Origin of the sequence: Nocardia rhizosphaerihabitans, from assembly GCF_014646295.1 — a bacterium.
Classification (GTDB): Bacteria; Actinomycetota; Actinomycetes; order Mycobacteriales; family Mycobacteriaceae; genus Nocardia; species Nocardia rhizosphaerihabitans.
The window spans coordinates 603,241-628,729 of sequence record NZ_BMNE01000004.1 but is presented as its reverse complement, the minus strand read 5'-3'; the positions used below and the strand labels follow the sequence as shown (position 1 = coordinate 628,729).

Below are 25,489 nucleotides of genomic sequence, written 5' to 3'. Positions count from 1 at the left end.
CCCCCGAACAGTGCTCTCGTCCGGGCAACACAGTACAGTTCCCGGCAGCACTTGTTCACATTCGGGGGAGGAACCAATGGCCGAGTTCACTGGTGCGGGTCCGCGTCCACTGTTCGGTCGCATCACGTTGCCGCACCTGCTGATCGCGCAGGTTCTCGGCTTGACCGCAGCGCTCTTCACGCTGGTGTGCGGCCTCGGTCCCTTCCCCGCGCTCGGCATCGCCGTCGTCGTCGCGCTGGTGCCGCTGATCCCGGTCGGCAAGCGGACCGTCCTCGACTGGCTGAGCACGATCCGCCGCTACGCGAGCAAGCGCGACTACACCCTCGGCGACACCGTCGACTTCCGTGACACCGACGGCCGTTCGCTCGGCCTGTACTGGGACGGCAGCCGGGTGGTCACCGTCGTCGAGGTGCTGCCGCCCAAGGGCGGGCTGACCAGAATCGCCCGCAACGCCGTGCACGCCTCCCACCTGCTCCCCCTGCCCGAGCTGGCCGCCTGCCTCAACCAGCACGACATCCTGCTCAGCGGCATCGACATCATCAGCCACGGCCACCGCAGCCGCTCCGGCACGCCCGCGGGCGCGATCTACGAATCGCTGCTCGGCCCGCTGCCCGCCACCGCGCATCGCACGGTCTGGCTCGCGATCAGCTTCGACGCGGTGGCCTGCCCCGACGCGACGGCCCGGCGCGGCGGCGGCACCGACGGCGCCTCGCGCGCGGTCACTATCGCGACCCAGCGGATCATGCGCACGCTCGAGGACGCCGACTGCAGCGCCCGTATTCTCACCGCACCCGAGATCCGTAAAGCCGTGCAGCAGATCACCGCGGGCCTCGACCCGCGCACGCTCACCCAGCGATGGAAGTACGCCGAGATCGGCAACACGGTCAATATCGGCAGCGCGGTCGATCCCAAGCAGCTCGGTTCGGATCTGCTCGCGCAGCTGTGGGTCGCACCCTCGCGCGGCACGACGGTGGCCGTGCGGCTGCGTCCCGGTAGCGATGCCGAATCCGTGAGTGTCGGCGCCGCATGGCGTTTGACCGCCCGTGAGCTGCCGGAGCAGTCGCCGACCAAGGGCATGGTGTCGATGAACGGCAGGCACCGGGACGCACTGCTCGCGCATCTGCCGATCGCGGTGCCCGGCGTAGACGACACGGTCCCGACCACCGAATACCCGATCGATGTCATCGGGGCGCTGCACCTTCCGTCGGCGGGCTGCGGTCAGCTGCTCGGTTCCGACGACGAGGGCAACGGCGTCGCCGCCAGGATCATCGGTGCCGGTATCTCCTCGGTGTATGTGGCGGGCGAGCTGTATCTGGCCCAGCAGTTGGTGTTCCGCGCGCTCGCGGTCGGCGAGCGGGTGCTCGTGCGGACCGACCGGGCGCAGGCCTGGGAGCAGCTGGTGAGCACCGTCGGTAACCCGGAGCGGCTGACCATCGCGGTCGAAACACACCAGTCCGACGCGGGTTTCACCGCCACCGTGGTGGACGGTGTGCTGGCGCCCGCTCCGCACGCCGGTGTCACCACGATCTACCTGACCGGCGATCCGAACGGCTGGCCCGCTTCGCGTCCCGATCTGGAGATCTACCAGCCGGGCGCGATCGGCAACCGGGTGGTGCTGCGGACCGGAACGACCAGGGTCAATCTCACCCTGGTGTCGATCCCGCGTGAGGCGACCTACATCGGCCAGCCGCGCGGTCAGCGCTCGATGGCCGACGCCTGACGGGTCAGCCCGGGTAGGGGTCGACGGCGCGGGCGGATCGCAGAGTCCGCCCCCACCAGGCCAATTGGCCGAGCATGCGGGTGCTCGCGTCGATCGCGGCATGGTCGTCGGTCGCGCCCTGTGCGTCGAATCGGCGCTTGGCCTGGGCGAAGCTCACCGATTCGCGCACCGAGACCATGTGCAGTTCCGCGACCACCTGCCGCAGCTGCTCGACCGCGCGCAAGCCGCCCGAGAGCCCGCCGTAGGAGACGAAACCGATCGGCTTGGCCCGCCATTCGTGTTTGGCGCTGTCCAGGGCCGTTTTCAGGGACGCCGGGTAGCCGTGGTTGTACTCGGAGGTGACGACCGCGAACGCGTCGGCGGCGGCCAGCCTGGCCCGGAACGCGTCGACCTCGGGTGTCTCGGTGAGGTCGACGGGTAACGCGATGTCACGCAGGTCGAGCACACCGACCTCGAATTCCGGCCGCTCGGCGACCATCCCGAGGAACCAGTCGGCCACCACCGGCGCGAACCGCTCGGGGCGGGTACTGGCGACGACGACCTCCAACCGCAGCGGTGTGTCCATCCCCCGAGCTTATCGATGCCGGACCCCACACCCGCGGCGCACGGCGGATCGGGCACGATGGCACGGTCGCACGGAAGGGGGCAGGACGTGATCATCGGACGGTGGCAGCTGGTGGAGACGCTCGGCGCGCCGGATACGTGGTCGATGTTGACCACGGGCACCACCCCGCGGGACTGGGCGGCGTATCAGCGGGCGATTCCTGCCGCACTGCAACCCCTGGTCGTCGCCGCCCACGACTCCGGCGCACCGGTCGAGCGGGTGCTGCCGAAATCCCGGAATCCGTGGTCGGAGATGCGATTGCGGGCCGAACCGGTGGTGTGGCCGGGGGCGCGCACGCACGCGGTGAAGGTGTGGGTGGGTGACCAGGCGCCTGCCGAGGAACTCCGGGTCGCACCGTTCCAGATCGACGCGCGCGCCAGGATCGTGTGGTCCCGTCCCGCCGGTCTCGGCCCGCATTTCGGTTCGGAGCCGGTCGAATACCGCGGCGCCGAGCCGTTCCAGCGGATCGAGCGCTTCGATCGCGCGCTGGATATCGTCGCCGCACTGACCCGCTCCGCGCCGGGCAGCCGGTGGTCCGAGGTGGCGACCGTGCATTCGGCGGCGGGACCGCGGTCGCTGCTGATGGCCGCGCGCAACGGAACGGAGGCGCAGCGGTTTTCCTGGCGTGGCCTCTCGGTGGACGTCACCGACAGCATTGCCCCGCAACGCAAGTCGTTCGAGGCGGCGACTCTCGAGTTGCTCAGGAACACCCAGCCCGGCCTGTATCTGTGCATCCTCGATACCGCGCAGGTCCGCCAGGTCCGGTGGGTCACCGAGCCGGTGCCCGGGCTGCGCTGGCGCGGGATCGACGAACGGCTGATCCCGCATCCCGACGACCGGGCCAGGATCGGCGCCGCTCGCGCGCGGATCTTGGCCGGTGCCGCCAGTGCCGCGCTGACCGGGGTGCGGCTGGCCGCCGAGCCGGACGGGTGGCTCGTCGCCGATATCGAGGTGTCGCCGTTACCCGCCGGCGACGGCGCGGAGCCTGTCTTCGTGCTTGCTCAGCTGCAGGTCACCGCGCCGCCCGTGTGATCAGGGCAGTTCGAAGGGCAGCGATACCCCGGCGTGCACGAGGCAGCGCTCGCAGGTGTCCTCGCTGTCGACCGCGGCGACCGCGCGGCGCATGAGCTCCTTGAACGGGCCGAGGTTCTTCTTGAACTCGGCGAACACGTTCACCGCGTGCACGCCGTCGCCCTCCCCGAGACCCGCGTCCAGGTCGGTGACGAGAGCGACCGCGGCGTAGCACATCTCGAGTTCGCGGGCGAGCACCGCTTCGGGGTGACCGGTCATGTTGACCAGGTCCCAGCCCTGGCCGGCGAACCAGCGGCTCTCGGCCCTGGTGGAGAAGCGCGGACCCTGCACGACGACCATCGTGCCGGAGTCCTCCATACGCAGGTCGTGACCGGCGGACTTCACCGCGGCCGTGCGCAGCTCGTTGCAGTAGGGGTCGGCGAAGGAGACGTGGACGCCGCCGCCGTCGAAGAAGGTCTGCGGGCGGCCCGAGGTCCGGTCGACGAGCTGGTCGGGCACGGCCACCGTGCCCGGACCCCAGTCGGCGCGCAGGCTGCCGACGGCACACGGCGCGAAGATCCGGCGCACGCCGAGCGAGCGCAGCGCCCACATGTTGGCCTGGTACGGCAGGGTGTGCGGCGCGAACTCGTGCTGCTTGCCGTGGCGCGGCAGGAACGCGACGGCACGACCGTCGACCTCGCCGACCGCGACGGGCGCGCTCGGCGCGCCGTACGGTGTGTCGACCTCGACGTGGGTGGCGTCGTTGTCGAAGAAGTCATAGAAACCGCTGCCGCCGATGACGGCGAGGGCGGGCCGGGGAAGCGAACTCATACCGGTGATTCTCCCGTCCGGGCAGGTCGCGCGCATCACCGGGATCGCGCAGACGGCCCTATCTGACAATTCCGGCCGGAAACTGTACCCTAGGGGGGTATCAGCTCGCGCAGGCGAGCATCCCGGCCGGCGAGGAGACCTTCGGTGACTGCACCCACCCCCGACACCGCTACCGGCGGCGAGCACGCGGGCCACGGCCACGGCCACGGCTACATCACCGCCAAGGACGACTACCTCAAGCGACTGCGCCGCATCGAGGGCCAGGCCCGCGGCCTGCAGCGGATGGTCGAGGAGGAGAAGTACTGCATCGACATCCTGACGCAGGTCTCCGCGATGACCAAGGCATTGCAGGCGGTCGCGATGGGCCTGCTCGAGGACCACATCTCGCACTGCGTCGTCGACGCGGCGGTGGCCGGTGGGCCCGAGGCCGAAGCCAAGATCAAAGAGGCGACCGACGCGATCGCGCGGCTGGTCCGCTCCTGACCCTGCGGCAGTCCGTGCCGCAGGCGAGCGCACGCGTGGCGACCCGGCTCCTCAGGCCCCCGCGAGTTCGGCTCGCACCGGTTCCCGCCGCGCGACCCGGCCGCTCGGTACCCGGAAGTTCTCCGTGCACTCGCTGTGCGCGAGCGGGCGCACAGCACGGGTGATGTCCAGATCGGCGAACAACAGGCCTTCCTCCCCCTCGGCCAGCGGCGGGGCCAGCTCGAGGCCGCCCGGACCGAAGATCCGGGAGACGCCACCGCCGCCACGCAACAGCCGGCGACCCGGCAGGCGCGCGTCGACGACTTCCCAGCCGGCGACCGGCACCACGGCGACCGGCGCGAGCACGTAGGCCGACCCGTCCATCGCGTAGCGCACGCTGGCCGCGGTGTTGAGTTCCGGCCCCCACTCCTTGCCCTCGCCGTAGTACACGGTGAAGCCCGACCACGCGGCGATGTGGATCTGCTCGCGCTCGTCGTGCATCCGGGAGCGCACCGCGGGGCGCATGTGGTCGGCCCCGCCGAGGACGCCGATCCGGCCGAGTTCGGTGTCGCGGACCAGCAGCTTGCTGTCGGCGTTGCTGAAGACGGTGCGCTCCAGCCCGGTCGGCTCCGCCTTGCGGGCGATCGCGATCTCGCCTTTCACGTCGACGAGCGCCTGGGACATGAACACCTCATTGCCCGCGCGCTCGGCGAAACCGATCGAGACGTGAATGCCTTTGCGGCGCGCTGCGTAGGCGATCGCCCGCAGTTCCGGCCCTTCGGCGGTCAGCGCGTTGGCCAGGTAACGCGCGATGAACTCCTCGCCCCAGTCGACCGAATTGAGCCACATCCACCACGGGAACCCGGGCAGGAATGTCTCGGGAAACGCGACCAGCTGCGCGCCACCATCGGCGGCCTCGTCGATCAGCTCGATTGCCTGCTCGACTCCGGCGGACAAGTTCAACCACTTCGGCTCGGCTTGCACCGCAGCCACGCGTACCCGACCAAACATCGTGACCCCTTGTCGCTCAATCCTTGAAAGGTGTTCGATTCACTCTCTCGCAGATGGCGGCGACATAAACTGTCATAGCGTGCCACTCGACTGACCGTCCGTGCCAATCCGGCGAATCCCCCCGGAAGTCCGGCTCGTTGCCCGTCCTAAGGCCCGGTAGAACGGATTTTCCGCGACCTGATTGCGCAGGCACATGGCCGCCAACATCGGGTCGTGTCCCGTACTGAGCATTCCACACGCACGCCGAACTGCGCACCGCTGACAGCGGTCGGAAAAGGGATCTCTTCGATTCCGTGCCGTTACAGGCCGGAACAAAGTCGGTACCCGGCGCGGTATTCACCGGGAGCCATGCCGAATTCCGCATGGAATACGCGATAGAAGTGCCGTTCCGCGGCGAATCCGGCGGCCGCGGCGATCCCCTCGATCGAGCGCATCCGCCCGTCGCACAACAGTTCGCAGGCATGTTCGAGCCGCATCCGAAGCAGGCGGCGGGCCGGGCTCTCTTCACCTTCGAACAGGCGGTAGAGGGTGCGGCGCGAAATGGCGAAGCGGCGCGCGACCGTGTCGACGGTGAGGTCGGCATCGGCGAAGCGGCGCCGCATGAACGCGATGACCCTGGCCTTGGTGAGGTCGGCGGCCGACGGCCCGCGCGGTATCGAACCGGCGGCGAGCGACAGCGCCGACGCCATCATCCCGACACCGTGCCCGGCCAGTTCGGCGACCACCTCGGGATCGTTGTGCTGCACCCGCGCCAGGCCACGGAAGTACGCGCCGACCGCCGATGCCGGATGGTCGGGGCCGAGCGCGATCGCCGAGGGGACCGTGCCGAGCGGGGCGCCGACGGTGTCGAGCGCGGAGACCGGCACCTGCACGACGACCTTGTCGAACTCCTCGTCGATCTCCCAGCGGTAGGGCCGGGCGCTGTCGTAGAACACCATGCTGCCCGCCTCGATGTGCGCGGTCCTGCCGTCCTGCTGCATGACGCCGCGCCCGCCCAGGTAGATGCTGGCCAGGATGTACCGATCCTCGGCAGCGCTGATCAGCCGCGGCGTCCGCCGCACCGTCTTCGCGCCGGCCTGGACCGAGGTAACCAGCAGCCCGTCGAACTCGGTGGCGACGATCCGGCCGCCGAACCGCTCGGTCGCGAGGGGCGTCACCGCGAGCGGGATGTAGGTCTCGCTCATCAACTGTTCCCAGCGTTCGACCACGCGTTGGGCAGGCTGATCGGGTCCGGTGCGAACGCTGACCGTCGTCCGTCGATTCAGCACCACCCCGCGCCCTCCCTCGATCGCCATGCCGCCCGCGTGCGGACAGTATGCCACGCCAATTCGGACATATCGCCCATGTGGTGTCGGGTCACGCGGTGTGGCGGCCGGCTTCGCCGCGAGCGGAATCGGCTGCCGTGACCAGCCGGTATTCGCCGGGGGTCATCCCGGTCTCCACCCGGAAAGCGCGGAAGAAATGGCGTTCGGAGGCGAACCCGGAGGCCTGTGCGATCGACGCCGTCGACCGGCTGGCATCGCGGATCAACAGGACCTGCGCGCACTCCACCCGCATCCGTCGCAGCACGGTGCTCAACCCGTCGCCGGTCTCGTCGAAGAGCCGGTACAGGCTGCGCCGCGACACCAGGCACGCGCGGGCGATCTCGTCGACGGTCAGCCCCGCGTCGGTACACCGCGCGCGCATGAACGACAGCACCTGTTTCCGCGACAACGCCTGCGCCGACGCCCCCGACGGAACAGAGCCACCGGCGAGTGTGATCGCCGAGGCCAGCAGTTTCACCCCGTTCGCGGCCAGCACGGTGGCCTGCTCGGGCGCGTTCTCCTGGATCCGGGCCAGGTCGCGGAAGAAACCGGCCACGACACCGCCGGGACTGTCGGCCTGCACGGTCACGGCAGTGGGCAGCGCGCTGCGATCGGTGGGCACGTGTTCGCCGAGCAAGGCCAACGGGACCCTGGCCACGACCTGTGACCACGAGCCGTCCAGGTCCCAGTGATAGGGCCGGGTGGTGTCGTAGAAGACCATGTCACCCGGTCGCACCACCGCGATGCGCCCGTCCTGGTGCATCCTGCCGAAACCCGCGGTGATAATGCTGACGAACAGGAACTCGCCGTCGGTGTGGGCGATACCGCTCTTGGTACGCCGGATGCGCTGGCCACTGGCGCCCACCGTGGACAATTCGAAGCCGGGCATACTGCCGCGCACGATCCACCCGTGGAATGCCTGATCACGTTCGGGGTCGACCGCCAGTGGCACGTAGCTTTCCGACAGCGATGCCTCCCACTGCGCGAAGGCCTCGCCGGCCCGCAATTCCGGACCGTCGTTCAGCCGCAGCTCGACGAGAGGCTCCGACGACTCCACGCCACCCACCCCGCTCTCTTGCCAACCGGCCAGCAAACCGCGGGCGTCACAACGAATCACCCGTCGCCTGATGTCAGAGCCTGCCAGATTCACGGATGCCTCGCCACCGTACGATTCAGAATGGAATATTCGGCGTTCATCAAATATTCAACCGACCCCGACCTTTGCAGGAGATACGGGCCGGACCATTCGGTCGTGCACGGCCGGTTTGTGATGCTTATCACGCATGCCCGATCCGCGTCGTGTCGCGCTCAGCGGGCCACCGGCCGGCGCCGGGCAACCATCCGGTATTCCCCCGGCGTCATGCCCGTCGCCTCCCGGAACGAGCGATAGAACTGACGTTCGGACGCGAATCCGGACGCGGTGGCGACCCTCGCGATCGAGCCGATATCGGCGGACTCCAGCAACTTTCGCGCCCGCTCCACGCGCAGGCCGCGCAACATCGCCCCGAGTCCGCCCTCGAACTCCTCGGCAAGGCGATACAGCGTGCGGCGCGAGACCCGGCAGGCCTGCGCGATCCGGTCGACGGTGAGGCCCGGGTCGGTGAAGTTGGCGCGCAGATAGTCCAGGACCTGCTGACCACTCAGGGCCAGCGCCTGCGACTCCCCTGGCCGCACACCGGCGGCGATCACGGCGGCGGCGCCGACCAGATCAATTCCGCTGCCCGCGAGCACGGCGGCCGCCTGCGGATCGGTGCGGTGCAATTCAGCGACCCGCCGGAAGAACCTGGCCAGGGTGAATCCGACGCCACCCTCGCCGATAACCATTCCCGCGGGCAACGCGTCGGCGCGAATGCCGAGGTAGTCGACGACACGCTGCCGCGGCACCCGGATCGTCAGGTCCTCGATCATGGCATTCGACCGCCACAGGATCGGGCGGGCGGTGTCGTAGAAGATCATCGAGCCCGGCGTCAGCACGACCCGGTTGCCCGCGTGCTCCACCTCGGCGCCGCCACCCAGCACGACACTGCCGAGGACGTGCAGTTCGCCGGCCCTGGCGATGTGGCGCCGGGTGCGGCGCAGTTCGTGCCCCTGCACCCGCACGGTGCCGACTGCGACCTCGCCGAAGTCGGCCGACCTGATCTGACCCTCGAACGGGCCGTCGACCGTCGGCGCGATCGACACCTCCGTGATCGCCCCGCCGACCAGTTCCTCCCAGTACTCGAACGCTTCCGGTGACGAGGTCTGCTCCGTCGAGCAGACCTCGGGGAAGCCCTCGAACGCCGTCATCGCCCGATCGTTGCACCAGGCCCGGCATCATGTCAGCAAATACAACGAACATCACTGTTCGCACTTCTAATTACCTTGTCTAGCTTGGGAATTCGCCGGGCTTCACCCGGTCGACGCGCGAAAGACCCGATAAGACCGCCGTTCGGAAGCGAACCCCGACAGTGCCGCCACCCCTGGTGAGCGAGCAGGACCGATCCGCCAGCTATCTGAACGAATCAGCGATCCGGCGACAACACCCGTCGTGGCCCGGCAACGATCTCCAGCGCGAGCAATGCCACGCCCGCGACCACCGCGATCAGCACCGCCACCCGCGCGGTCGGGTAGGCCCAGAACACGAGCACCGTCGCGGCGGCGATCAGCACCGCGTACCGCAGCCAGCCGATATTCGCCGCGACGAAGCCGGATACCGGGCCGCGCTCGCCTCGGCGGAGCCGGTCGAGCACCCGGTCGGCGGTCGTGCGCACCCAGGCGGCCGGCGCCGACGGACCGGCCAGGAAGGCCCCGAGTGCGGCCAACGCACCCAGCACCGCGACCACCCGCATGCTCACCCGCAACGGAAGCAACAGCGTGTCGAAGACGGTGCGTGCGACCTCCGCCGAGATGACGTGCGCCGCACCATGATCCAGGTACACATCGCGCGCGATCAGCAGCACCACTGCGAGCACGACCATGGCCATCAGCACGCTCGCGGCGACACCGAGGACCGCGCGCCGCTGAAAACCGTTGCCCGCCAACAGAACCGCGCCGATCGCGCAGGCCAGCGCGGCGACCTCGAGCACGATCGCCGTTCGATCGAGCAGACGCACGGCACGCTGCGCCATGGCCAGCTCGTCGGATTCGATGATCACGAATTCGGACCGCAGGTCGACGACCCGGTCCGCCAGGGCGAATCCGCGACTGTCCAGCTCGTCGCCGACCTCGTCCAGCATCTGGTCAAGGGAGATCGAGATGACGCCGTCCGCTATCCGGACGACGCCGGTGTCCACGCCCGTCACCGCCGCGACCAGGCCGCGATGCGCCTGCCGGTTGGCCGCGTCCCACAGCCGTGGAAAGGCGTCGCTGCGCACGACGACGGTCGCCGCGTCCCTGACCAGTTCCTCGGATCGGGCCACCAGCATCGAGGGCAGGCTACGCACCAGCGCCGCGACGAGCGGGCCGCGGTTCTCGGCGTCGTCGACGGACTCGACCAGACCGGACGCCTCGCTCCCGACATCGAGGCGGGCCATGACGGTCCTGGTCAACGCGTCGGCGACGGCGTTCTGGACCACCGGATCGTCGGCCAGTGGCGCCATCGTGTCGACATAGTGGTCGGTGTCGAGGACCTCGGCGCGCAGATAACCGGCGACGACGGCGGTCAGCGTGAACAGCCCGGTGGCGACCACCAGCAAGACGACGGCTATCCGCCGGACGAGGCGAACCCGGCCCCCAGAATCACCTGTCATCTGCCCGGCTTTCTCGCTGACGTCGAGTCGGGCCATCGTATCCCCGCCGATGCGGCGGAGACGGCAACCACACAGCGACTAATCGCCGCAGCAGCCACCCGCGGTGGGCAGGGTCCTGGTCTCCCTGGTCTGGGCATTGCGCGCGGCGAGGTCGGCGTCGGCCGGGTAGTCGACGGCGACCAGGCTCAGACCGTGGGCGGGCGCGACCGTCACCGAGCTCGAGCGCTCGGTCTCGGTCAGCAGGCTCGCGACCCACTCGGGTGTCCGGCGGCCCTCGCCGACGGCGAGAATCGCACCGACCAGACTGCGCACCATCGACCAGCAGAAGGCATCGGCGCTGACGTAGGCGTTCAGCAGCTCGCCGTCACGCTCCCAATCGAATCGTTGCAGCTCACGCACGGTCGTCGCGCCTTCGCGGCGACGGCAGAAGGCGGCGAAATCGTGCAGGCCGAGCAGGGTCGCGGAGGCGGCGCGCATCGCGTCGAGGTCGAGTCCTGGCTTGGCGGCGACGACGCTGCGGGCGTGCAGCGGCTCGGCACCGTAGCGCGCGGTGGTCAGCCGGTAGACGTAGTGGCGGCGGATCGCGGAGAAGCGGGCATCGAAATCCGCGGGCGCTGGGCCGACTTCGGTGATGCGCACGTCCTTGGGCAGGAAACGCGCCATCCGGTACAGCAGTTTGTCGGCGTCGAGTTCGCCGGTGGTGTCGAAGTGGGCGACCTGCCCTTCGGCGTGCACCCCGGCATCGGTGCGTCCGGCGACGGTGAGCTGGATCGGCTCACGGAACACCTTCGACAGCGACTCCTCCAGCGTGCCCTGCACCGTGCGCAAGCCGGGCTGACGCGCCCAGCCGGTGAAATCGGTGCCGTCGTAGCTGATCCCGAGCCGCACCCGGGTCAGCTCGGATTCGGAGCCGGTCTCGTCCATCGCATCCTCCGTATCACTGACAAAAGAACCGAGCCCGTCACCCACGAAGGGTGACGGGCTCGGCCGGACTCCTGAGAATCAGGCGTCCTTCTTGTCCTCGGCGGCCTCGTCGGCGGCCGGAGCCTCGGTGACAACCTCTTCGGTGGTCTCCTCGGCAGCGGGCGCCTCGGCCTTCTGCGAAGCGGCGACGCGACGGGCCCGGTCGGCCTCGTTGGTCACGGTCTTCTCGCGGACGAGCTCGATGACGGCCATCGGCGCGTTGTCACCCTTGCGCGGCAGCGCCTTGGTGATGCGGGTGTAGCCACCCTCGCGACCCTCGAAGGAGGGGCCGATCTCCGCGAACAGCGCGTGCACGATGTCCTTGTTGCGGATGACCTTCATGACCTCGCGACGGTCGGCGAGCGTGCCGCCCTTCGCCTTGGTGATGAGCTTCTCGGCGTAGGGGCGAACCGCCTTGGCCTTCGACTCGGTGGTCGTGATACGACCGTGCTCGAAAAGCGCCGTGGCCAGGTTGGCGAAGATCGCCTTCTGGTGCGACGCCGACCCGCCGAAGCGGGCACCCTTCTTGGGCTTAGGCATTGGATTCTCCTTGGGAAAGATCGTCCGGGGTGCCCCCCGAAGATCTAGAGCTGTTCGGTCTCGGCGTAGTCCTGCTCGCCGCCGTCGGTGTCACTGAAGGTGCCGGAATCGCTCCAGGTGCCGGTGCTCGCGTCGTAACCCACCACGGAGGAAGGGTCGAACGAAGCGGGCGAGTCCTTCAGCGAGAGGCCGAGCGCGTGCAGCTTGACCTTGACCTCGTCGATGGACTTCTGGCCGAAGTTGCGGATGTCGAGCAGGTCCGACTCGGTACGGGCGACAAGCTCGCCCACCGTGTGCACACCCTCGCGCTTGAGGCAGTTGTAGGACCGGACGGTGAGGTCCAGGTCCTCGATCGGCAGACCGAAGGAGGCGATGTGATCCGCCTCGGCCGGGCTGGGGCCGATCTCGATGCCCTCGGCTTCGACGTTGAGCTCACGGGCCAGGCCGAAGAGCTCGACCAGGGTCTTACCCGCCGAAGCGAGCGCGTCCCGGGCCGTGATGGAGTTCTTGGTCTCCACGTCGAGGATGAGACGGTCGAAGTCGGTGCGCTGCTCGACACGGGTGGCCTCGACCTTGTAGGTCACCTTGAGCACCGGGGAGTAGATCGAATCCACCGGGATCCGGCCGATTTCCGCACCGGTCGCCTTGTTCTGCACAGCGGGCACGTAACCGCGGCCCCGCTCGACGACGAGCTCGATCTCGAGCTTGCCCTTGTCGTTCAGGGTGGCGATGTGCATGTCCGGGTTGTGCACGACGACGCCGGCGGGCGGAACGATGTCACCAGCGGTGACGGTGCCGGGGCCCTGCTTACGCACGTACATGGTGACCGGCTCGTCCTCTTCGGAGGACACGACCAGACCCTTGAGGTTCAGGATGATGTCGGTGACATCTTCCTTCACGCCGGGAACGGTGGTGAACTCGTGCAGGACACCGTCGATGCGGATGCTCGTGACCGCGGCCCCCGGGATGGAGGACAGCAGGGTACGACGCAGCGAGTTGCCAAGGGTGTAACCGAAGCCCGGCTCGAGGGGTTCGATGGTGAACTTCGAGCGGTTCTCCGCCACAACCTCTTCGGTCAGTGTCGGACGCTGGGAAATCAGCATGAGGATCTACTTCCTGTTCAGGGCGTCCGCTATTTGACGCCTAATCAGTGATTGCGGGGGCCGCCATGTGAGCGACCCCCACCCTGCGGGTAAACCGCCCAATGTTTAACGAGGACGGCCCACCCACCTATACGACTACTTCGAGTAGTACTCGACGATGAGCTGTTCCTGCAGCGGCACATCGATCTGGGCACGCTCGGGGAGCTGGTGCACCAGGATCCGCAGGCGGCCGGGGACGACCTGCAGCCAGCCGGGAACCGGACGCTCGCCCACGGTCTCGCGCGCGACCTGGAACGGCAGGGTCGGCAGCGACTTCTCCTTGACATCGATGATGTCGTACTGGGAGACCTGGTAGCTGGGCACGTTCACCTTGACACCGTTGACGGTGAAGTGACCGTGGCTGACCAGCTGACGAGCCTGGCGACGGGTACGCGCCAGACCGGCGCGGTACACGACGTTGTCCAGACGCGACTCGAGCAGACGGAGCAGGTTGTCGCCGGTCTTACCCTTGAGGCGGTTGGCCTCTTCGTAGTAGCGACGGAACTGCTTCTCCATGACGCCGTAGGAGAAGCGAGCCTTCTGCTTCTCCTGCAGCTGCATCAGGTACTCGGATTCCTTGATCCGCGCGCGGCCGTGCTGGCCGGGCGGGTAAGGACGACGCTCGAACGCCTGGTCGCCTCCGACGAGGTCGACGCGCAGACGACGCGACTTGCGGGTGATGGGGCCTGTATAACGAGCCATTTTTTAGCTGTTTCCTTTCCCGCTAGACGCGACGGCGCTTGGGCGGCCGGCAGCCGTTGTGCGGCTGAGGAGTGACATCGGAGATCGAGCCGACCTCGAGGCCAGCGGCCTGAAGCGAACGGATCGCGGTCTCGCGGCCCGAACCCGGGCCCTTCACGAACACGTCGACCTTCTTGACGCCGTTCTCCTGCGCCTTGCGGGCAGCGTTCTCGGCGGCGAGCTGCGCGGCGAACGGGGTGCTCTTACGCGAACCCTTGAAGCCGACGTGACCCGACGACGCCCACGAGATGACATTGCCCTCGGGGTCGGTGATCGAGACGATCGTGTTGTTGAACGTGCTCTTGATGTGCGCGTGGCCGTGCGGGATGTTCTTCTTATCCCGGCGACGCGACTTCTGAGTCTTCTTCGGGCCAGCGGCCCGGCTCTTCGGAGGCATACGCTATCCCTACTTCTTCTTGCCGGCGACGGTCTTCTTCGGACCCTTGCGCGTACGCGCATTGGTCTTGGTGCGCTGACCACGAACGGGCAGGCCACGACGGTGGCGGATGCCCTGGTAGCAGCCGATCTCGATCTTGCGGCGAATATCGGCCTGAACCTCGCGGCGCAGGTCACCTTCGACCTTGAACTCCGACGCCTCGATGTAGTCGCGGAGCTTGGTCAGGTCGTCGTCGCTGAGATCCTTCGAGCGCAGGTCCGGGCTGACGCCGGTCTGAGCCAGGATCTCGGAGGCGCGGGTGCGCCCGATTCCGAAAATGTAGGTCAGCGCGATCTCCATGCGCTTTTCGCGCGGGAGATCGACGCCCATCAGACGTGCCATGTGGCAGGTTCCTTAATGGTTGCGGAGGTCTGCTCCCTGTCCGTCCCCCCGTCTTCGCAGTGGGGGCACCGGCCTCCGTACCGGTGGTTGGCGCGCACACGTGCGTGCGTGCTGGAGCTGGGAGTTCTTCTTTTCGGTCAGTCCGATCAGACGATCGGTGCCCGGCGGTGTTGCTGGATCAGCCCTGGCGCTGCTTGTGGCGCAGGTTGTCGCAGATCACCATGACCCGGCCGTGACGGCGGATCACCTTGCACTTCTCGCAGATCTTCTTGACGCTCGGCTGAACCTTCACGTCCGTCCAATCTTTTCTTGGTCCACAAGGGTCTGTGAACACAGTTTTTCCCCAGCCGACGACTGGGGAAGTCTTGTAGCGCGCTCCGGCCTGGGCCGGAACACCATGCGACGCCGCGTGCCGTCAGGCTCGCGGCGTCGGGCAGGCATCACTTGTAGCGGTAGACAATCCGGCCGCGTGAGAGGTCGTACGGCGACAGCTCGACGACGACGCGGTCTTCCGGAAGGATGCGAATGTAGTGCTGCCGCATCTTTCCGCTGATGTGCGCGAGAACCTTGTGACCGTTCTCGAGCTCGATCCGGAACATCGCATTGGGCAGCGGCTCGACAACTCGACCCTCGACCTCGATGGCCCCGTCTTTCTTCGCCATATCCTCCGCGATCCCGGTTATGCTTCTAACCTGAGTTTGGATTGCCTCGTAGCTGCTCGCTGGCATGCGAACAGTCGGCGCATAGGTGCACCGCCGCTCAAGCTTACCGGGCCGGGTGTCCAGAGGCAAAAATGCCCCGAACCGCACACCCGGAACCGGCGTACCGCCCGCCCAGACCGCCCGCCATGACTCCCGGGTTGTCGCGTAAACTCACCGGCGTCCAGATGTGGGTCGAGCAGATCGGGGGACCCTGGTGAGCGAGGCGCGCCGGTGAGCCGCAACAACGACAGTCTCCCCATGTTGCCACCGTGGCTGTCGGAGAGCGAAGTCACACAGGTCGGTTACGAAGCACCTGTCGAGAACCTGCCCCAGGACGATCTGATCGACGAGGCACCCAAACGCCGCCGCTTCATGGGCCGCGGCGGCAACGACGATGCCAAGAAGGACAAGCGCGGCCTCGGCCGCCGCCGCAGGGGCGAGGACCAGCAGCCCGAGCAGCGGGCACCGCAGCGCCAGCCCGAACCCACCGCCGAGCTCACGAACCAGCGCCCACCCGCCGAGCAGCAGCAGTCCGGCTGGGGCGTTGATCCGCTGAACCCTCACGAGCAGCCGAACACCGGGTGGCAGGGCGGCCAGAACACGTCCGCTGGTCCCGGCACCACACCGCCTTGGCCCCAGGAGCAAGGCAGGCCGCCTTATAACGAGGGCGGTCCGGCGGTTCCGCTGCCGCCCGCGCCTGGTCCGTCCACCCCTGCGCCGACCCACACGGGCCCGACCGGCGCTCCTTTCACGCACACCGCGCCACCTCAGCACGGCGGCCCGAGCAGCGCATCGCCGCATATCGGCCACACCGTCCCACCCGAAGGCGCCTACGCCGACCCGACCGCCGCTCCGTCTTCGCACGGTGGCCCGAGCAGCGCATCGCCGTATGTCGGCCACACCGAAGGCCCCACCGCCTACGCCGACCCGACCACCGCGGAAGGTGACGACCGCTCGGGCCCGGCCCTGCCGACCCGCACGCCCGCGCCGCCGTCGACCGGATTCACCCCGCTCGGCCCCGGCCAGCGCCAGCTCCCCGACCTCCCGCCTCCCCCACCGCTGCCGGACCCACCCGCCCGTCCCCGGCCGACCGAAGCCCCACCGCGTCTGACGGCACCGGCCGAGTCGCCGACATCGTCGACCGGTGCGAGTGCGTCGATCGGCGGCCCGGACCCGCTGCTCGGCCCGCTGCCGCCCTCTCCTGTCGAGCCGTCGACCGGCGACGGTCCGACGCCCGCGGGCGCAGACCTGTCGACCGGCACGAATACGCCGGCGACTGGCGCCGAAGCCCGCCCGTCCGAAGGCCGCGCCACCCGGCGGTTGCCGGACCCGGCCGACAGCGCCGCCGCGTCTTCCGCCTCGGCTACCGAGACACCAGCGCCGCGGGAAGCCGATCCGTCGGAGCCGCGCGAACAAGCGGGCGCCGGCGGCCGCCACAGCCTCGATCAGCCCGAATCCGCAGCACCTGCGGCGACCGGCCCCGCGTCTATCGGCGACGCGGATCCGCGTCCGGCCACACCGGACGCCACGCGGACTCCCCCGCGCCTTCCGGAACCGCCTGCGCGCCTGAGCAACCCGGCCACGTCCGGCACCGCCGCCCCGTCGAGCACGGCGACGGGCATCCCGTCGCTTGCCGACAGCGGCGTGCCCACGAGTGGACCGTCCGCGGACGTGCCGTCACCTGACGGCTCCGCGCCCACGAGTACGCAGGCTCCGTCGACCGACGGCATCACGCCGCCTGCGTACTCAGCTGCCGGCCCCAGCACTCCCTCCGCGCACATCCCATCGCCTGCCGACGATGTTGCGCCCACGAACGTGCCTGTCCCACAAACGCCGTCCGACAGTGCTGCCTCCACGGGCGCCTACGTCCCGTCAGCTGACGATTCCTCGCCCACCGCCCAGGCGCCGGCCGAGGCGACCACACGGATGGCTCTGCCGGCGGATCTCACCGGCGGTACCCGTCCGGATGCCGCGAACGTGCCCGACGCGCCTTCGCCGACGTCTACCGATTCCGGATCCGCCTACACCGCAGGGGGATCCACCGGCGCGGGCTCGCCCTACCGGTCCGGCGAGCCGGTCGCGTCGCCGCAGCACGCACCGGGGACCGACCACTCGCCGTACGTTCCACAGACGCCGACGTACGATGCGGCGCAATACAACTCGGTTCCGGGCGATCCCTCCCCCGGCGCCCAGTTCGCCCCGGACGCGCAGACCGAGATGTTCCGGCCCGACGACCCGCGCGTGCAGGCCGCACGAAATCAGGCCCCCGGCAACGATTCCGCGCAGCCGACCTGGCAGGGCACGTCCGAGCAGCAGCTGTACACACAGCAATCCGGTTACCGCTCGGGCGAATTCGCACAGCCGGGCATTCCGGTTCCGCCGTACCAGCAGGCGACTACCCAGTTCCAGCCGGGCGACCCCGCGCGGCAGTTCCACCAGCAGCCCGACAGCTCCGCGACTCCCCCGTACCCCCGCCCGGACGGCACACCGCCACAGCATTATTCGCAGCCCGACGGCTCACCCACGCCGCCGCACCAGAGCCCCGACAGCGCGGCCACACGGCACTACCAGCAGTCCGACGGCACTCCCGCCCAGTCGTACCGACCGGACGGCGCGGCACCGCAACAGTTCCAGCCCGACGGCTCCCCGCAGTACCAACCGGACGGTTCCCCGGCGCCGCAGTTCCTGCCCGACGGCACACCCGCGCCGCAGTACCAGCGCCCCGACGCCGCCCAGCCGTACCAGCAGCCGGGTGCCGTTGCGCCCCAGCAGTTCCAGGGCGGCCCCGCCGTGCAGCCGTACCAGCAGCAGGCCCCGGGCCGGTACCAGCAGCCCGGCCAGTACCAGCAGCCCGGCTGGGGCGCCAACCCCCAGCAGGGCTACCAGCCACCGTCGCTCGACAACGTGCCCGTCAAGCGCGTCAAGAAGGCCCCGGGCAGTGGCTGGCGTAAAGCGGTGCACCATGTTTCGGGTGGCGCGATCAACCCGGGCATGTCCGCGGAGGAGCGGCGCCTGCAGGAGCTGGTGGCGCGTATCCGCCAGCCGGTGCGCGGTGACTACCGGATCGCGGTGCTCTCGCTCAAGGGCGGTGTCGGCAAGACGACGACCACCACCGGCCTCGGGTCGATCTTCGCCTCGATCCGCGGTGACCGGGTGATCGCGGTCGACGCCAACCCGGACTTCGGCACCCTGTCCCAGCGGGTGGCGTTGCAGACCCGGTCGACCGTGCGCGACCTGCTGCTGGATCCGTCGATCGAGCGCTACTCCGATGTCCGCAGGCACACCTCGCAGAGTTCGAGCAGGCTGGAAGTGCTTGCCAGCGAACGCGATCCGGCCGCGTCGGAGTCGTTCAACGACGAGGAGTACCGGGCGGTGGCCCGGATCCTGCAGCGGTTCTACAACATCATCCTCACCGACTGCGGCACCGGCCTGATGCACTCGGCGATGAGCGGCGTGCTCGACCTGGCGCACTCGCTGGTGCTGATCTCCTCGGCCGCGATCGACGGCGCGCGCAGTGCGGCGGCGACGCTGGACTGGCTCTCGCTGCACGGACATGACCACCTGGTCCGCAACGCCGTCGTGGTGATCAACCTGCCGCGTGAGGGTTCCCCGAATGTCGGTGTGCAGCAACTGCGTGAGTACTTCCTCTCACGCTGCCGCGCCGTACACATCATCCCGTTCGACGAGCACCTGTCCGAGGGCGCCGAGATCGACCTGCACCGCCTGCACAAGACGACCAAGCGGGCGTATGTGGAGCTGGCGGCGACGGTGGCCGACGAGTTCGGGGTCGATCACCACCGCTTCGGCTGAACTGCGCCGGAGTCACCACTCCGGCAGCCTGCGGCGACCTGCGATCACATCGCGGACCAGGTCGTCGTAGGCGTCGGCCAGCTCGGCGAGGTGGTGCCACGCGCAGTGCAGCATCTCGTCGTTCGCGGGCATGGTCATCAGGGCATGGTGCGCGCGCACCGAGGACTCGGCCAGCCGGTCGATCACCGCGCCGATCGTCTCGGTATGCAGGGTGGCGCCGAGGCGGTGCTGCGGGACGCCGCGGTGCACCCAGTCGTCGATGGCGAGCACCAGTTCGGCTCGGCGGCAATCGATCTCACGCATCACTACCGGATCGGTGTCGACGAATCCGCCGCGCCCGACGATCCGCTTCTCGTGCAGCACCGCGAGATCACGCGCGAACCACAGCAGGGGTCCTCCCACCACCCGATGTCCGCGACACGCCCGGACGAGAAGGTCGGAGAAGGGCAGTAGACCGGCAGTCGCCGGCGGCCCGGCGGTATCGACACACCGCAATGTGTCGGGGAAAGCCATTACAACGGTAGAACTCTCCGAACCAGCCACGTTGCCTCGCCGTCGTCGCCGCACAGCACCGGATCAGGACGTTCATTACAATAAACCTCGCAAGCTTCCTGTCAAGCATTACTCGGCCGTAGGTAACGCTTACGAGTACACTTCGTTACCTGCACGACCTACCGAGGAGCATGATGGCGGACGGTCCGACCTACCTCCGGATCGCAGACCTCCTCCGCGAGGAGATCCGCGCGGGCACGTGGAAACCGGGCGACCGGCTGCCCAGCCATTCCGAACTGGCCGAGCAGATGCAGGTCTCGATCACCACCTCGCGCAACGCGATCCAGGTGCTCGTCGCCGAAAACCTCGTCTACACAGCTACTTCCCGCGGCACGATCGTCCGAAACCAGGAAGTGCTGGAATCCGTGGTCACCGACCATATTCGCCGTGATCGCCCGCGGTCGGCGCACGACATCTTCGAGGAGATCGCGCGCGCGGCAAATCGCGAGCCGGCCAAGGAGTTCAGCGCCAGGATGGAGCCGGCCGACGATCAGGTCGCGCACTGGCTCGGCGTCCCGGTCGACTCCTGGGTGCTGGCCCGCACCGTGGTGCAGTACCTGGACAACGAACCGTGGTCGTGGGAGGTGAGTTTCTACCCACGCGATCTCGCCGAAGCGGCGAGTATCGACTCACCCCATGACATTCCCGAAGGCACGACCCGTCGCCTGGCCGATCACGGCTACGGCGAGACCGCCCATCGAGACACCTTGACAGCGCGACCGGCCAGCGCCGAGGAGGCGGCCGTGCTCGGCGTCGCCACCGGCACCGTCCTGCTCGACCACCTGCGCATCGGCGCCAACCACGAACGGATCACCCGGGCGACCCGGCATCGTTGTCTGGCAGGCCGCAACCGGCTGGCCTACCAACTCGGCGACGCGGCGGGCACCGCCGTCATCGCCCGTACCCTCGGCATCGCACCCGGACCTGCCGTCGCATTACCATGACCGTGCGGATGCGCCCGGCCGTCCTGGGCGATCTACCGCTGATCTGCCGCCTGCGAGTGCAGCGCACCGCCTGGCTGACCGCGCGCGGCTCCGACCAGTGGACCGTGGCGGGCCGCGGCCGTCCCATCGAGATCTTCGCCGGTGCCGTCGGCCGGGCTTTGGACGCGGGCGAGACCTGGATCGCCGAGGTCGACGGTGAACCGGCGGGCACCATCACCGTCAACCACCGTGCCGATCCGGGCCTGTGGTCGCCGTGGGAGCTGGCCGAGGCCGTCATCGTGCATTTCATGATCGTCGACCTGCGTTTCGCGGGCAGGCAGGTCGGCCACCACATGCTCGCCCACGCCACCGAACTGGCTCTGCACCAGCACCGGCCGTGGGTCCGCCTCGACGCCTGGACCACCAACACCGAGCTGCACGACTACTACCGCAGGGCCGGTTTCACCATGACCCGCATCGCGGGCCCGGCCGCCACCGGCCCTTCCCGCGCGCTGTTCGAGCGGCCCGCGAGCCGGTGCCCGACGCACCAGGGCCGGGTCGCCACCGTCACGCGTCCGTTCTCGGCGGCCTCGATGCTGGATTGACCTACAACTGCGGCAGATCGGCGATCTGGACCATCTCGATGCCCTGGCGGGACACCAGGGTGCCGCGGCCGGGTGGCATCTTGCTCGGGCGGACCTCGCCGATGAGCTTGCCCTCATCGCGCGAGCCGCTCATGATCAACGCCTGCACCGAGAGGTTCTTCATCGCACCGAGGATCGGGTCGTAGAGCGCGCGGGAGACGCCACCCATGCGCCGGGTGACCACCAGGTGCAGGCCGATGTCGCGGGCCTGCGGCAGGTACTCCAGCAGCGGGGCGAACGGGTTGATCGAGCCGGTGGCGACCATGTCGTAGTCGTCGACGACGACATAGATCTCGGGCCCGGACCACCAACTGCGGTCCCGCAACTGCTGCTGGGTGATGTCGCTGCCCGGGATCCGCTTGGACAGGTAGGTGGCGACCTCGGAGATCATCCCGCCGCAGGTCTGCGAGGACGTCGAGTACCCGGCCAGCTGGTCACCCTCCAGCACACCCAGCATGGTGCGCCGGTAGTCGATCATGATCACCCTGGCCTGCTCGGCGTTCGACTGCTCGGCGATGCCCATGACGATGTTGCGCAGCAGCGTCGTCTTGCCGCATTCCACGTCGGCGAAGGCCATGAAGTGCGGCTCGACCCCGAAATCCAGGACCAGCGGCTGCAATTCGGACTCGCCGAGGCCGACGACGATGCGGGTGGGGGTGAGCTCGACGCCCTGCTCGCGGGCGGTGGCCATCAGCTGTTCGCGCGGGAAGCTCAGCGGCAGCATCCGCACCTCGGGGGCGCGGCGGCCCGGGTACAGCGCGGTGAGTCCCTCGCGTGCCCGGGTGACACCGTCGGCGACCGTGCTCGGATCCGAATCGGAGTCAAGGCGCGGCAACGCGATCAGCATGTGCAGGTGCTCGGCGGTGATACCGCGGCCAGGTCGGCCGAGCGGAACCTGGTGGGCGATCCGGCGGCCCATCTCCGAATCGCTGGGGTCGCCGAGCCGCAGCTCGATCCTGGTGCCGATCTGGTCCTTGACCACCGGCCTGATCTCGGCCCAGCGCGAGGCGCCGATCATCAGGTGGATACCGAACGAGAGACCCTGGCCGGCAATCGCGTTGATCTGTCCTTCGAGCAGATCGAATTCCTCGCGGATGGCGGCCCAGCCGTCGATCACCAGGAAGACGTCGCCGAACAGGTCGGCGGCCAGCGGATCGTCGGGTGCCGCGGTGGTGCCGTTGATCTGCCGGGCCTCCAGCGCGGAGAACTTGCGCCTGCGGAACTCGGCCATCGATTCGATGCCGAGTTCGGCGAAGCGCTCCTCGCGCTGGCGCATCAGGGTGGTCAGCTCGGCGATGGTGCGCCGCACCCGGTCGCCGTCGAGGCGGCCGGCCACCGAGCCCACGTGCGGGACGCCGACGAGACCGGCCATGCTGCCGCCACCGAAGTCGAGGCAGTAGAACTGCACCTGTTCGGGGGTGTGGGTCGCGGCGGCGGCCATGATGATGGTGCGCAGCGTCGTCGACTTGCCCGACTGCGGACCACCGACGACGGCCACATTGCCTTGCGCGCCGGCCAGATTGATGGTGAGCACGTCGCGCCGCTGCTCGTACGGCTTGTCGATGACACCGATCGGCATCCACAGCTGACCGTGCCGGTTCACCGGCGAGCGCCAGTCCGGGTCGGGCAGCAGCATGTCGGCGGTCGGCGATTCGTCCAGCGGCGGCAGCCACACCTCGTGCGCCGGCCTGCCGTGGCCGTTGAGCCGCTTGACCACCACGTCGAGCAGCGAGTCCGGAATGCCCTCCTCCGCACCATGTCCCGACGGGGGCGGAGGCGGCAGCTCGGGGAGGCCGCGCAGCGGGGAGTCCTCGCTCTCGACCGCTTCCGGGTCGGCGATCTCGACCGCTGCCGCGGTGAACACGACCGGACGCTGGCCCGCCACCGGCGCGCCGTCGTCACCGGTGGCAGTGCCCGCGGGCGCGACATAGGGGCCCGAGACATAGCTGGCGTTGAAGCGCAGCGGTTCGGACGCGTCGCTCTTCAGGTAGCCCGCGCCGGGGACGCTGGGCAGGTGGTAGGCATCGGTGATGCCGAGTACGGCGCGGGATTCGTTGGCGGAGAAGGTCCGCAGGCCGATCCGGTAGGACAGGTGCGACTCCAGGCCGCGCAGCTTGTTCTCCTCCAGTCGCTGCGAGGCGAGCAGCAGGTGCACGTGCAGCGAGCGGCCGAGACGGCCGATCATCACGAACAGCTCGGCGAAATCGGGCTTCTGCGAGAGCAACTCGGAGAACTCGTCGACCACCACGAACAGCGCGGGCAGCGGATCGAGTGGAACGCCTGCGGCCCTGGCCTTCTCGTAGTCGGTGACATTGGCGTAGTTGCCTGCCGAACGCAGCAGTTCCTGGCGGCGGTTCATCTCGCCCGCCAGCGCGTCCTTCATACGGTCGACGAGCGACAGCTCCTCTTCCAGGTTGGTGATCACCGCCGCGACGTGCGGCAGCGAGTCGAGGCCGAGGAAGGTCGCGCCACCCTTGAAGTCGACGAGCACCAGGTTCAGCGCATCGGGTGAATGGGTCGTCACCATCGAAAGCACCAGCGTGCGAAGGAATTCCGACTTGCCGGAACCGGTGGCGCCGATGCACAGACCGTGCGGGCCCATGCCGTTCTCGGCCGATTCCTTGATGTCGATCTCGACGGGGGTGCCGTCGGGGGTGATGCCGATCGGCACGCGCAGCCGTTCGCGGGCGGTGCGCGGCCGCCACACCCTGGCCGGGTCGATCTGGGCGGCGTCGGGGATGCGCAGCAGGGCCATCAGGCCGGGGTCGGCGGTGGTGCCCTCCCCCAGGCTGACGATCTGGGCCGCGGTCGCGAGCCGGTATCTGGCCAGGTTGCGGGCGAAGGATTCGGCCTCGGCGACGCTGACCACGTCGGCGGTGGCGAACCGCTCCACCCCGGCCGCGCTGCGCGCCGAGACCGCGCCGTCGCCGACGACCAGTTGCAGTCCGCGCCGGGCGGCCAGGCCGTTCTCGGGCGCGGTGAGGTCGAGGACGGTCACCGAGTCGAGACCGGACTCGCTGATGATGCGTTCGTTGCCGCTGATGTAGCCGTCGTCGATGACGACGACCAGGTGCAGCCTGCCCTGGGTCGGCTGCGGGTTGCGCATGAAGCGGCCGCGCTCGAGCAGCTCGGCCTGCAGGGCCGATTCGAGCTCGCCGAGCGAGGTGTACATCATCCGGGCCGAGCCGAGTCCGTCGCGCTGGGTCGGATGCTGCACGTGCGGCAGCCATTTCGCCCACGCCCAGTTGACGTCGGGGTCGGCGCAGACGATGGCGATCGCGAGATGGTCGGGGCCGTGGAAGGTGGTGAGCTCCATCAGCATGCCGCGAACCAGTTCGCGGGATTCGTCGTCGGGTCCGCCGATGTTGATCGCGGGGAACGCGCGCAACGACACCGCGGTCGGCAGTTCGTGCACGACCGAATGGGTGCGCACGAACCGGCGCAGCGCGACCGTGGACACCGGCTCCAGGTCCTCGAGCGGACCGGTCTCCGGCCTGGCCAGTTTGGTCGCGAGCCGGTGACTGCCGACGCCGACCCGCACATGCCCGAAGTCGGGGTCGCTGGGACGGCGCTCCCACATCCGCCTGCTGCCGATGAGCGAGGCCAGGTCGGCGGGTTCCGGATGGCTCCAGCCGAGCGTCTCCAGCTGCTTGGAGCCGGTGTTGCGCACGTCCTTGCGCACCTGGTCCAGGTAGCGGAAGTAGTCCTTGCGTTCCTCGTTGAGCTCCACCGCGCGCTTGGGCCCGCCGCCGCGCATGCCCGCCATCATGCCGACCATCGACATGAGCATCATCATCGGGAACATCATCGACATCGGGTTCGACAGCAGGCTGCGGCCCATCGACGCCATCATCGCGATCATGCCGACGACCGCGACCACCATGATGACCGGCATCAGCTTCATCATCAGCGGCGCGGGGATCGCGCGCTGGATCTCCGGCGGCGGGGTGAGCGCGACTTCGCCACCGGGCGCGCGCGGCGGCGCGATCCTGGGGCGTCGGACGAAACCTTCGGTAGCCATTGT

23 protein-coding genes are annotated in these 25,489 nt (G+C 68.9%); 6 read left to right on the top strand and 17 right to left on the bottom strand.

Annotated elements, in window-relative coordinates; translation table 11 throughout:
• Positions 1-76 precede the first annotated feature (76 nt).
• Positions 77-1,720 (top strand): type VII secretion protein EccE, encoded by a 1,644-nt coding sequence (eccE, locus tag IEY60_RS20320; RefSeq protein ID WP_189030597.1) that lies wholly within the window; start codon positions 77-79, stop codon positions 1,718-1,720.
• A 4-nt stretch (positions 1,721-1,724) separates the two neighbouring features.
• Here the strand turns inward: eccE and IEY60_RS20315 are convergent, their stop codons facing one another.
• Positions 1,725-2,285 carry an NADPH-dependent FMN reductase gene (locus IEY60_RS20315; protein WP_189030595.1) on the bottom strand — a complete coding sequence of 187 codons (561 nt, stop codon included), beginning with the start codon at positions 2,283-2,285 and terminating at the stop codon, positions 1,725-1,727.
• Positions 2,286-2,372: 87 nt separating this feature from the next.
• On the opposite strand from IEY60_RS20315, the gene IEY60_RS20310 reads away from it, so the two are divergent.
• Entirely contained in the window at positions 2,373-3,356 is a 984-nt protein-coding gene (locus tag IEY60_RS20310) for a GAF domain-containing protein (protein ID WP_189030593.1), read from the top strand.
• On the opposite strand, the gene IEY60_RS20305 is transcribed toward IEY60_RS20310, so the two are convergent.
• On the bottom strand, positions 3,357-4,166 hold the full coding sequence (locus IEY60_RS20305) for an S-methyl-5'-thioadenosine phosphorylase (protein WP_189030591.1): 810 nt from the start codon (positions 4,164-4,166) through the stop codon (positions 3,357-3,359). It abuts the gene before it with no gap.
• Between the two features lie 144 nt (positions 4,167-4,310).
• On the opposite strand from IEY60_RS20305, the gene IEY60_RS20300 reads away from it, so the two are divergent.
• Positions 4,311-4,649, top strand: coding sequence for a metal-sensitive transcriptional regulator (locus IEY60_RS20300; RefSeq protein ID WP_189030589.1), 339 nt, complete (start codon positions 4,311-4,313; stop codon positions 4,647-4,649).
• 51 nt (positions 4,650-4,700) lie between these two features.
• Here the strand turns inward: IEY60_RS20300 and IEY60_RS20295 are convergent, their stop codons facing one another.
• The 13 genes from IEY60_RS20295 to infA all read right to left on the bottom strand — a co-directional run bounded on the left by IEY60_RS20295 (position 4,701) and on the right by infA (position 15,497).
• Complete coding sequence (locus IEY60_RS20295) at positions 4,701-5,639, bottom strand: nitrilase-related carbon-nitrogen hydrolase (protein WP_268241483.1); 939 nt, start codon at positions 5,637-5,639, stop codon at positions 4,701-4,703.
• A 299-nt stretch (positions 5,640-5,938) separates the two neighbouring features.
• Positions 5,939-6,934, bottom strand: a complete 996-nt coding sequence (locus IEY60_RS20290) for an AraC-like ligand-binding domain-containing protein (protein WP_189030586.1) — start codon at positions 6,932-6,934, stop codon at positions 5,939-5,941.
• Positions 6,935-6,995: 61 nt separating this feature from the next.
• Positions 6,996-8,000, bottom strand: a complete 1,005-nt coding sequence (locus IEY60_RS20285) for an AraC-like ligand-binding domain-containing protein (RefSeq protein WP_189030584.1) — start codon at positions 7,998-8,000, stop codon at positions 6,996-6,998.
• Between the two features lie 251 nt (positions 8,001-8,251).
• Positions 8,252-9,229, bottom strand: a complete 978-nt coding sequence (locus IEY60_RS20280) for a helix-turn-helix domain-containing protein (RefSeq protein WP_189030582.1) — start codon at positions 9,227-9,229, stop codon at positions 8,252-8,254.
• Between the two features lie 215 nt (positions 9,230-9,444).
• On the bottom strand, positions 9,445-10,671 hold the full coding sequence (locus IEY60_RS20275; protein WP_189030580.1) for a hypothetical protein: 1,227 nt from the start codon (positions 10,669-10,671) through the stop codon (positions 9,445-9,447).
• A gap of 78 nt (positions 10,672-10,749) precedes the next feature.
• Entirely contained in the window at positions 10,750-11,559 is an 810-nt protein-coding gene (gene truA, locus IEY60_RS20270) for a tRNA pseudouridine(38-40) synthase TruA (RefSeq protein ID WP_189031320.1), read from the bottom strand.
• A gap of 114 nt (positions 11,560-11,673) precedes the next feature.
• The gene (rplQ, locus tag IEY60_RS20265; protein WP_189030578.1) at positions 11,674-12,174 is read right to left on the bottom strand and encodes a 50S ribosomal protein L17; all 501 of its coding nucleotides are present in this window, start codon (positions 12,172-12,174) and stop codon (positions 11,674-11,676) included.
• 44 nt (positions 12,175-12,218) lie between these two features.
• Entirely contained in the window at positions 12,219-13,277 is a 1,059-nt protein-coding gene (locus IEY60_RS20260) for a DNA-directed RNA polymerase subunit alpha (protein WP_022567324.1), read from the bottom strand.
• Between the two features lie 135 nt (positions 13,278-13,412).
• Entirely contained in the window at positions 13,413-14,018 is a 606-nt protein-coding gene (gene rpsD, locus IEY60_RS20255; protein WP_189030576.1) for a 30S ribosomal protein S4, read from the bottom strand.
• A 22-nt stretch (positions 14,019-14,040) separates the two neighbouring features.
• Complete coding sequence (gene rpsK / locus IEY60_RS20250) at positions 14,041-14,454, bottom strand: 30S ribosomal protein S11 (protein ID WP_019045110.1); 414 nt, start codon at positions 14,452-14,454, stop codon at positions 14,041-14,043.
• A 9-nt stretch (positions 14,455-14,463) separates the two neighbouring features.
• The gene (rpsM, locus tag IEY60_RS20245) at positions 14,464-14,835 is read right to left on the bottom strand and encodes a 30S ribosomal protein S13 (RefSeq protein ID WP_189030566.1); all 372 of its coding nucleotides are present in this window, start codon (positions 14,833-14,835) and stop codon (positions 14,464-14,466) included.
• A gap of 178 nt (positions 14,836-15,013) precedes the next feature.
• Complete coding sequence (rpmJ, locus tag IEY60_RS20240; protein ID WP_011207363.1) at positions 15,014-15,127, bottom strand: 50S ribosomal protein L36; 114 nt, start codon at positions 15,125-15,127, stop codon at positions 15,014-15,016.
• Positions 15,128-15,275: 148 nt separating this feature from the next.
• On the bottom strand, positions 15,276-15,497 hold the full coding sequence (gene infA / locus IEY60_RS20235) for a translation initiation factor IF-1 (protein ID WP_003418601.1): 222 nt from the start codon (positions 15,495-15,497) through the stop codon (positions 15,276-15,278).
• 297 nt (positions 15,498-15,794) lie between these two features.
• Between infA and IEY60_RS36570 the strand changes: the two genes are divergently transcribed.
• Positions 15,795-19,346 (top strand): MinD/ParA family ATP-binding protein, encoded by a 3,552-nt coding sequence (locus IEY60_RS36570; protein ID WP_373291738.1) that lies wholly within the window; start codon positions 15,795-15,797, stop codon positions 19,344-19,346.
• A 12-nt stretch (positions 19,347-19,358) separates the two neighbouring features.
• On the opposite strand, the gene IEY60_RS20225 is transcribed toward IEY60_RS36570, so the two are convergent.
• Positions 19,359-19,751 carry a DUF4254 domain-containing protein gene (locus IEY60_RS20225; RefSeq protein WP_189030564.1) on the bottom strand — a complete coding sequence of 131 codons (393 nt, stop codon included), beginning with the start codon at positions 19,749-19,751 and terminating at the stop codon, positions 19,359-19,361.
• A gap of 281 nt (positions 19,752-20,032) precedes the next feature.
• Between IEY60_RS20225 and IEY60_RS20220 the strand changes: the two genes are divergently transcribed.
• Positions 20,033-20,842, top strand: coding sequence for a GntR family transcriptional regulator (locus tag IEY60_RS20220; protein WP_229739983.1), 810 nt, complete (start codon positions 20,033-20,035; stop codon positions 20,840-20,842).
• Positions 20,839-21,426, top strand: coding sequence for a GNAT family N-acetyltransferase (locus IEY60_RS20215; RefSeq protein WP_189030560.1), 588 nt, complete (start codon positions 20,839-20,841; stop codon positions 21,424-21,426). Before IEY60_RS20220 ends, IEY60_RS20215 begins: the two co-directional genes overlap by 4 nt.
• Position 21,427: 1 nt before the next feature.
• On the opposite strand, the gene eccCa is transcribed toward IEY60_RS20215, so the two are convergent.
• The gene (eccCa, locus tag IEY60_RS20210) at positions 21,428-25,486 is read right to left on the bottom strand and encodes a type VII secretion protein EccCa (protein ID WP_189030558.1); all 4,059 of its coding nucleotides are present in this window, start codon (positions 25,484-25,486) and stop codon (positions 21,428-21,430) included.
• Between the last annotated feature and the right edge of the window lie 3 nt (positions 25,487-25,489).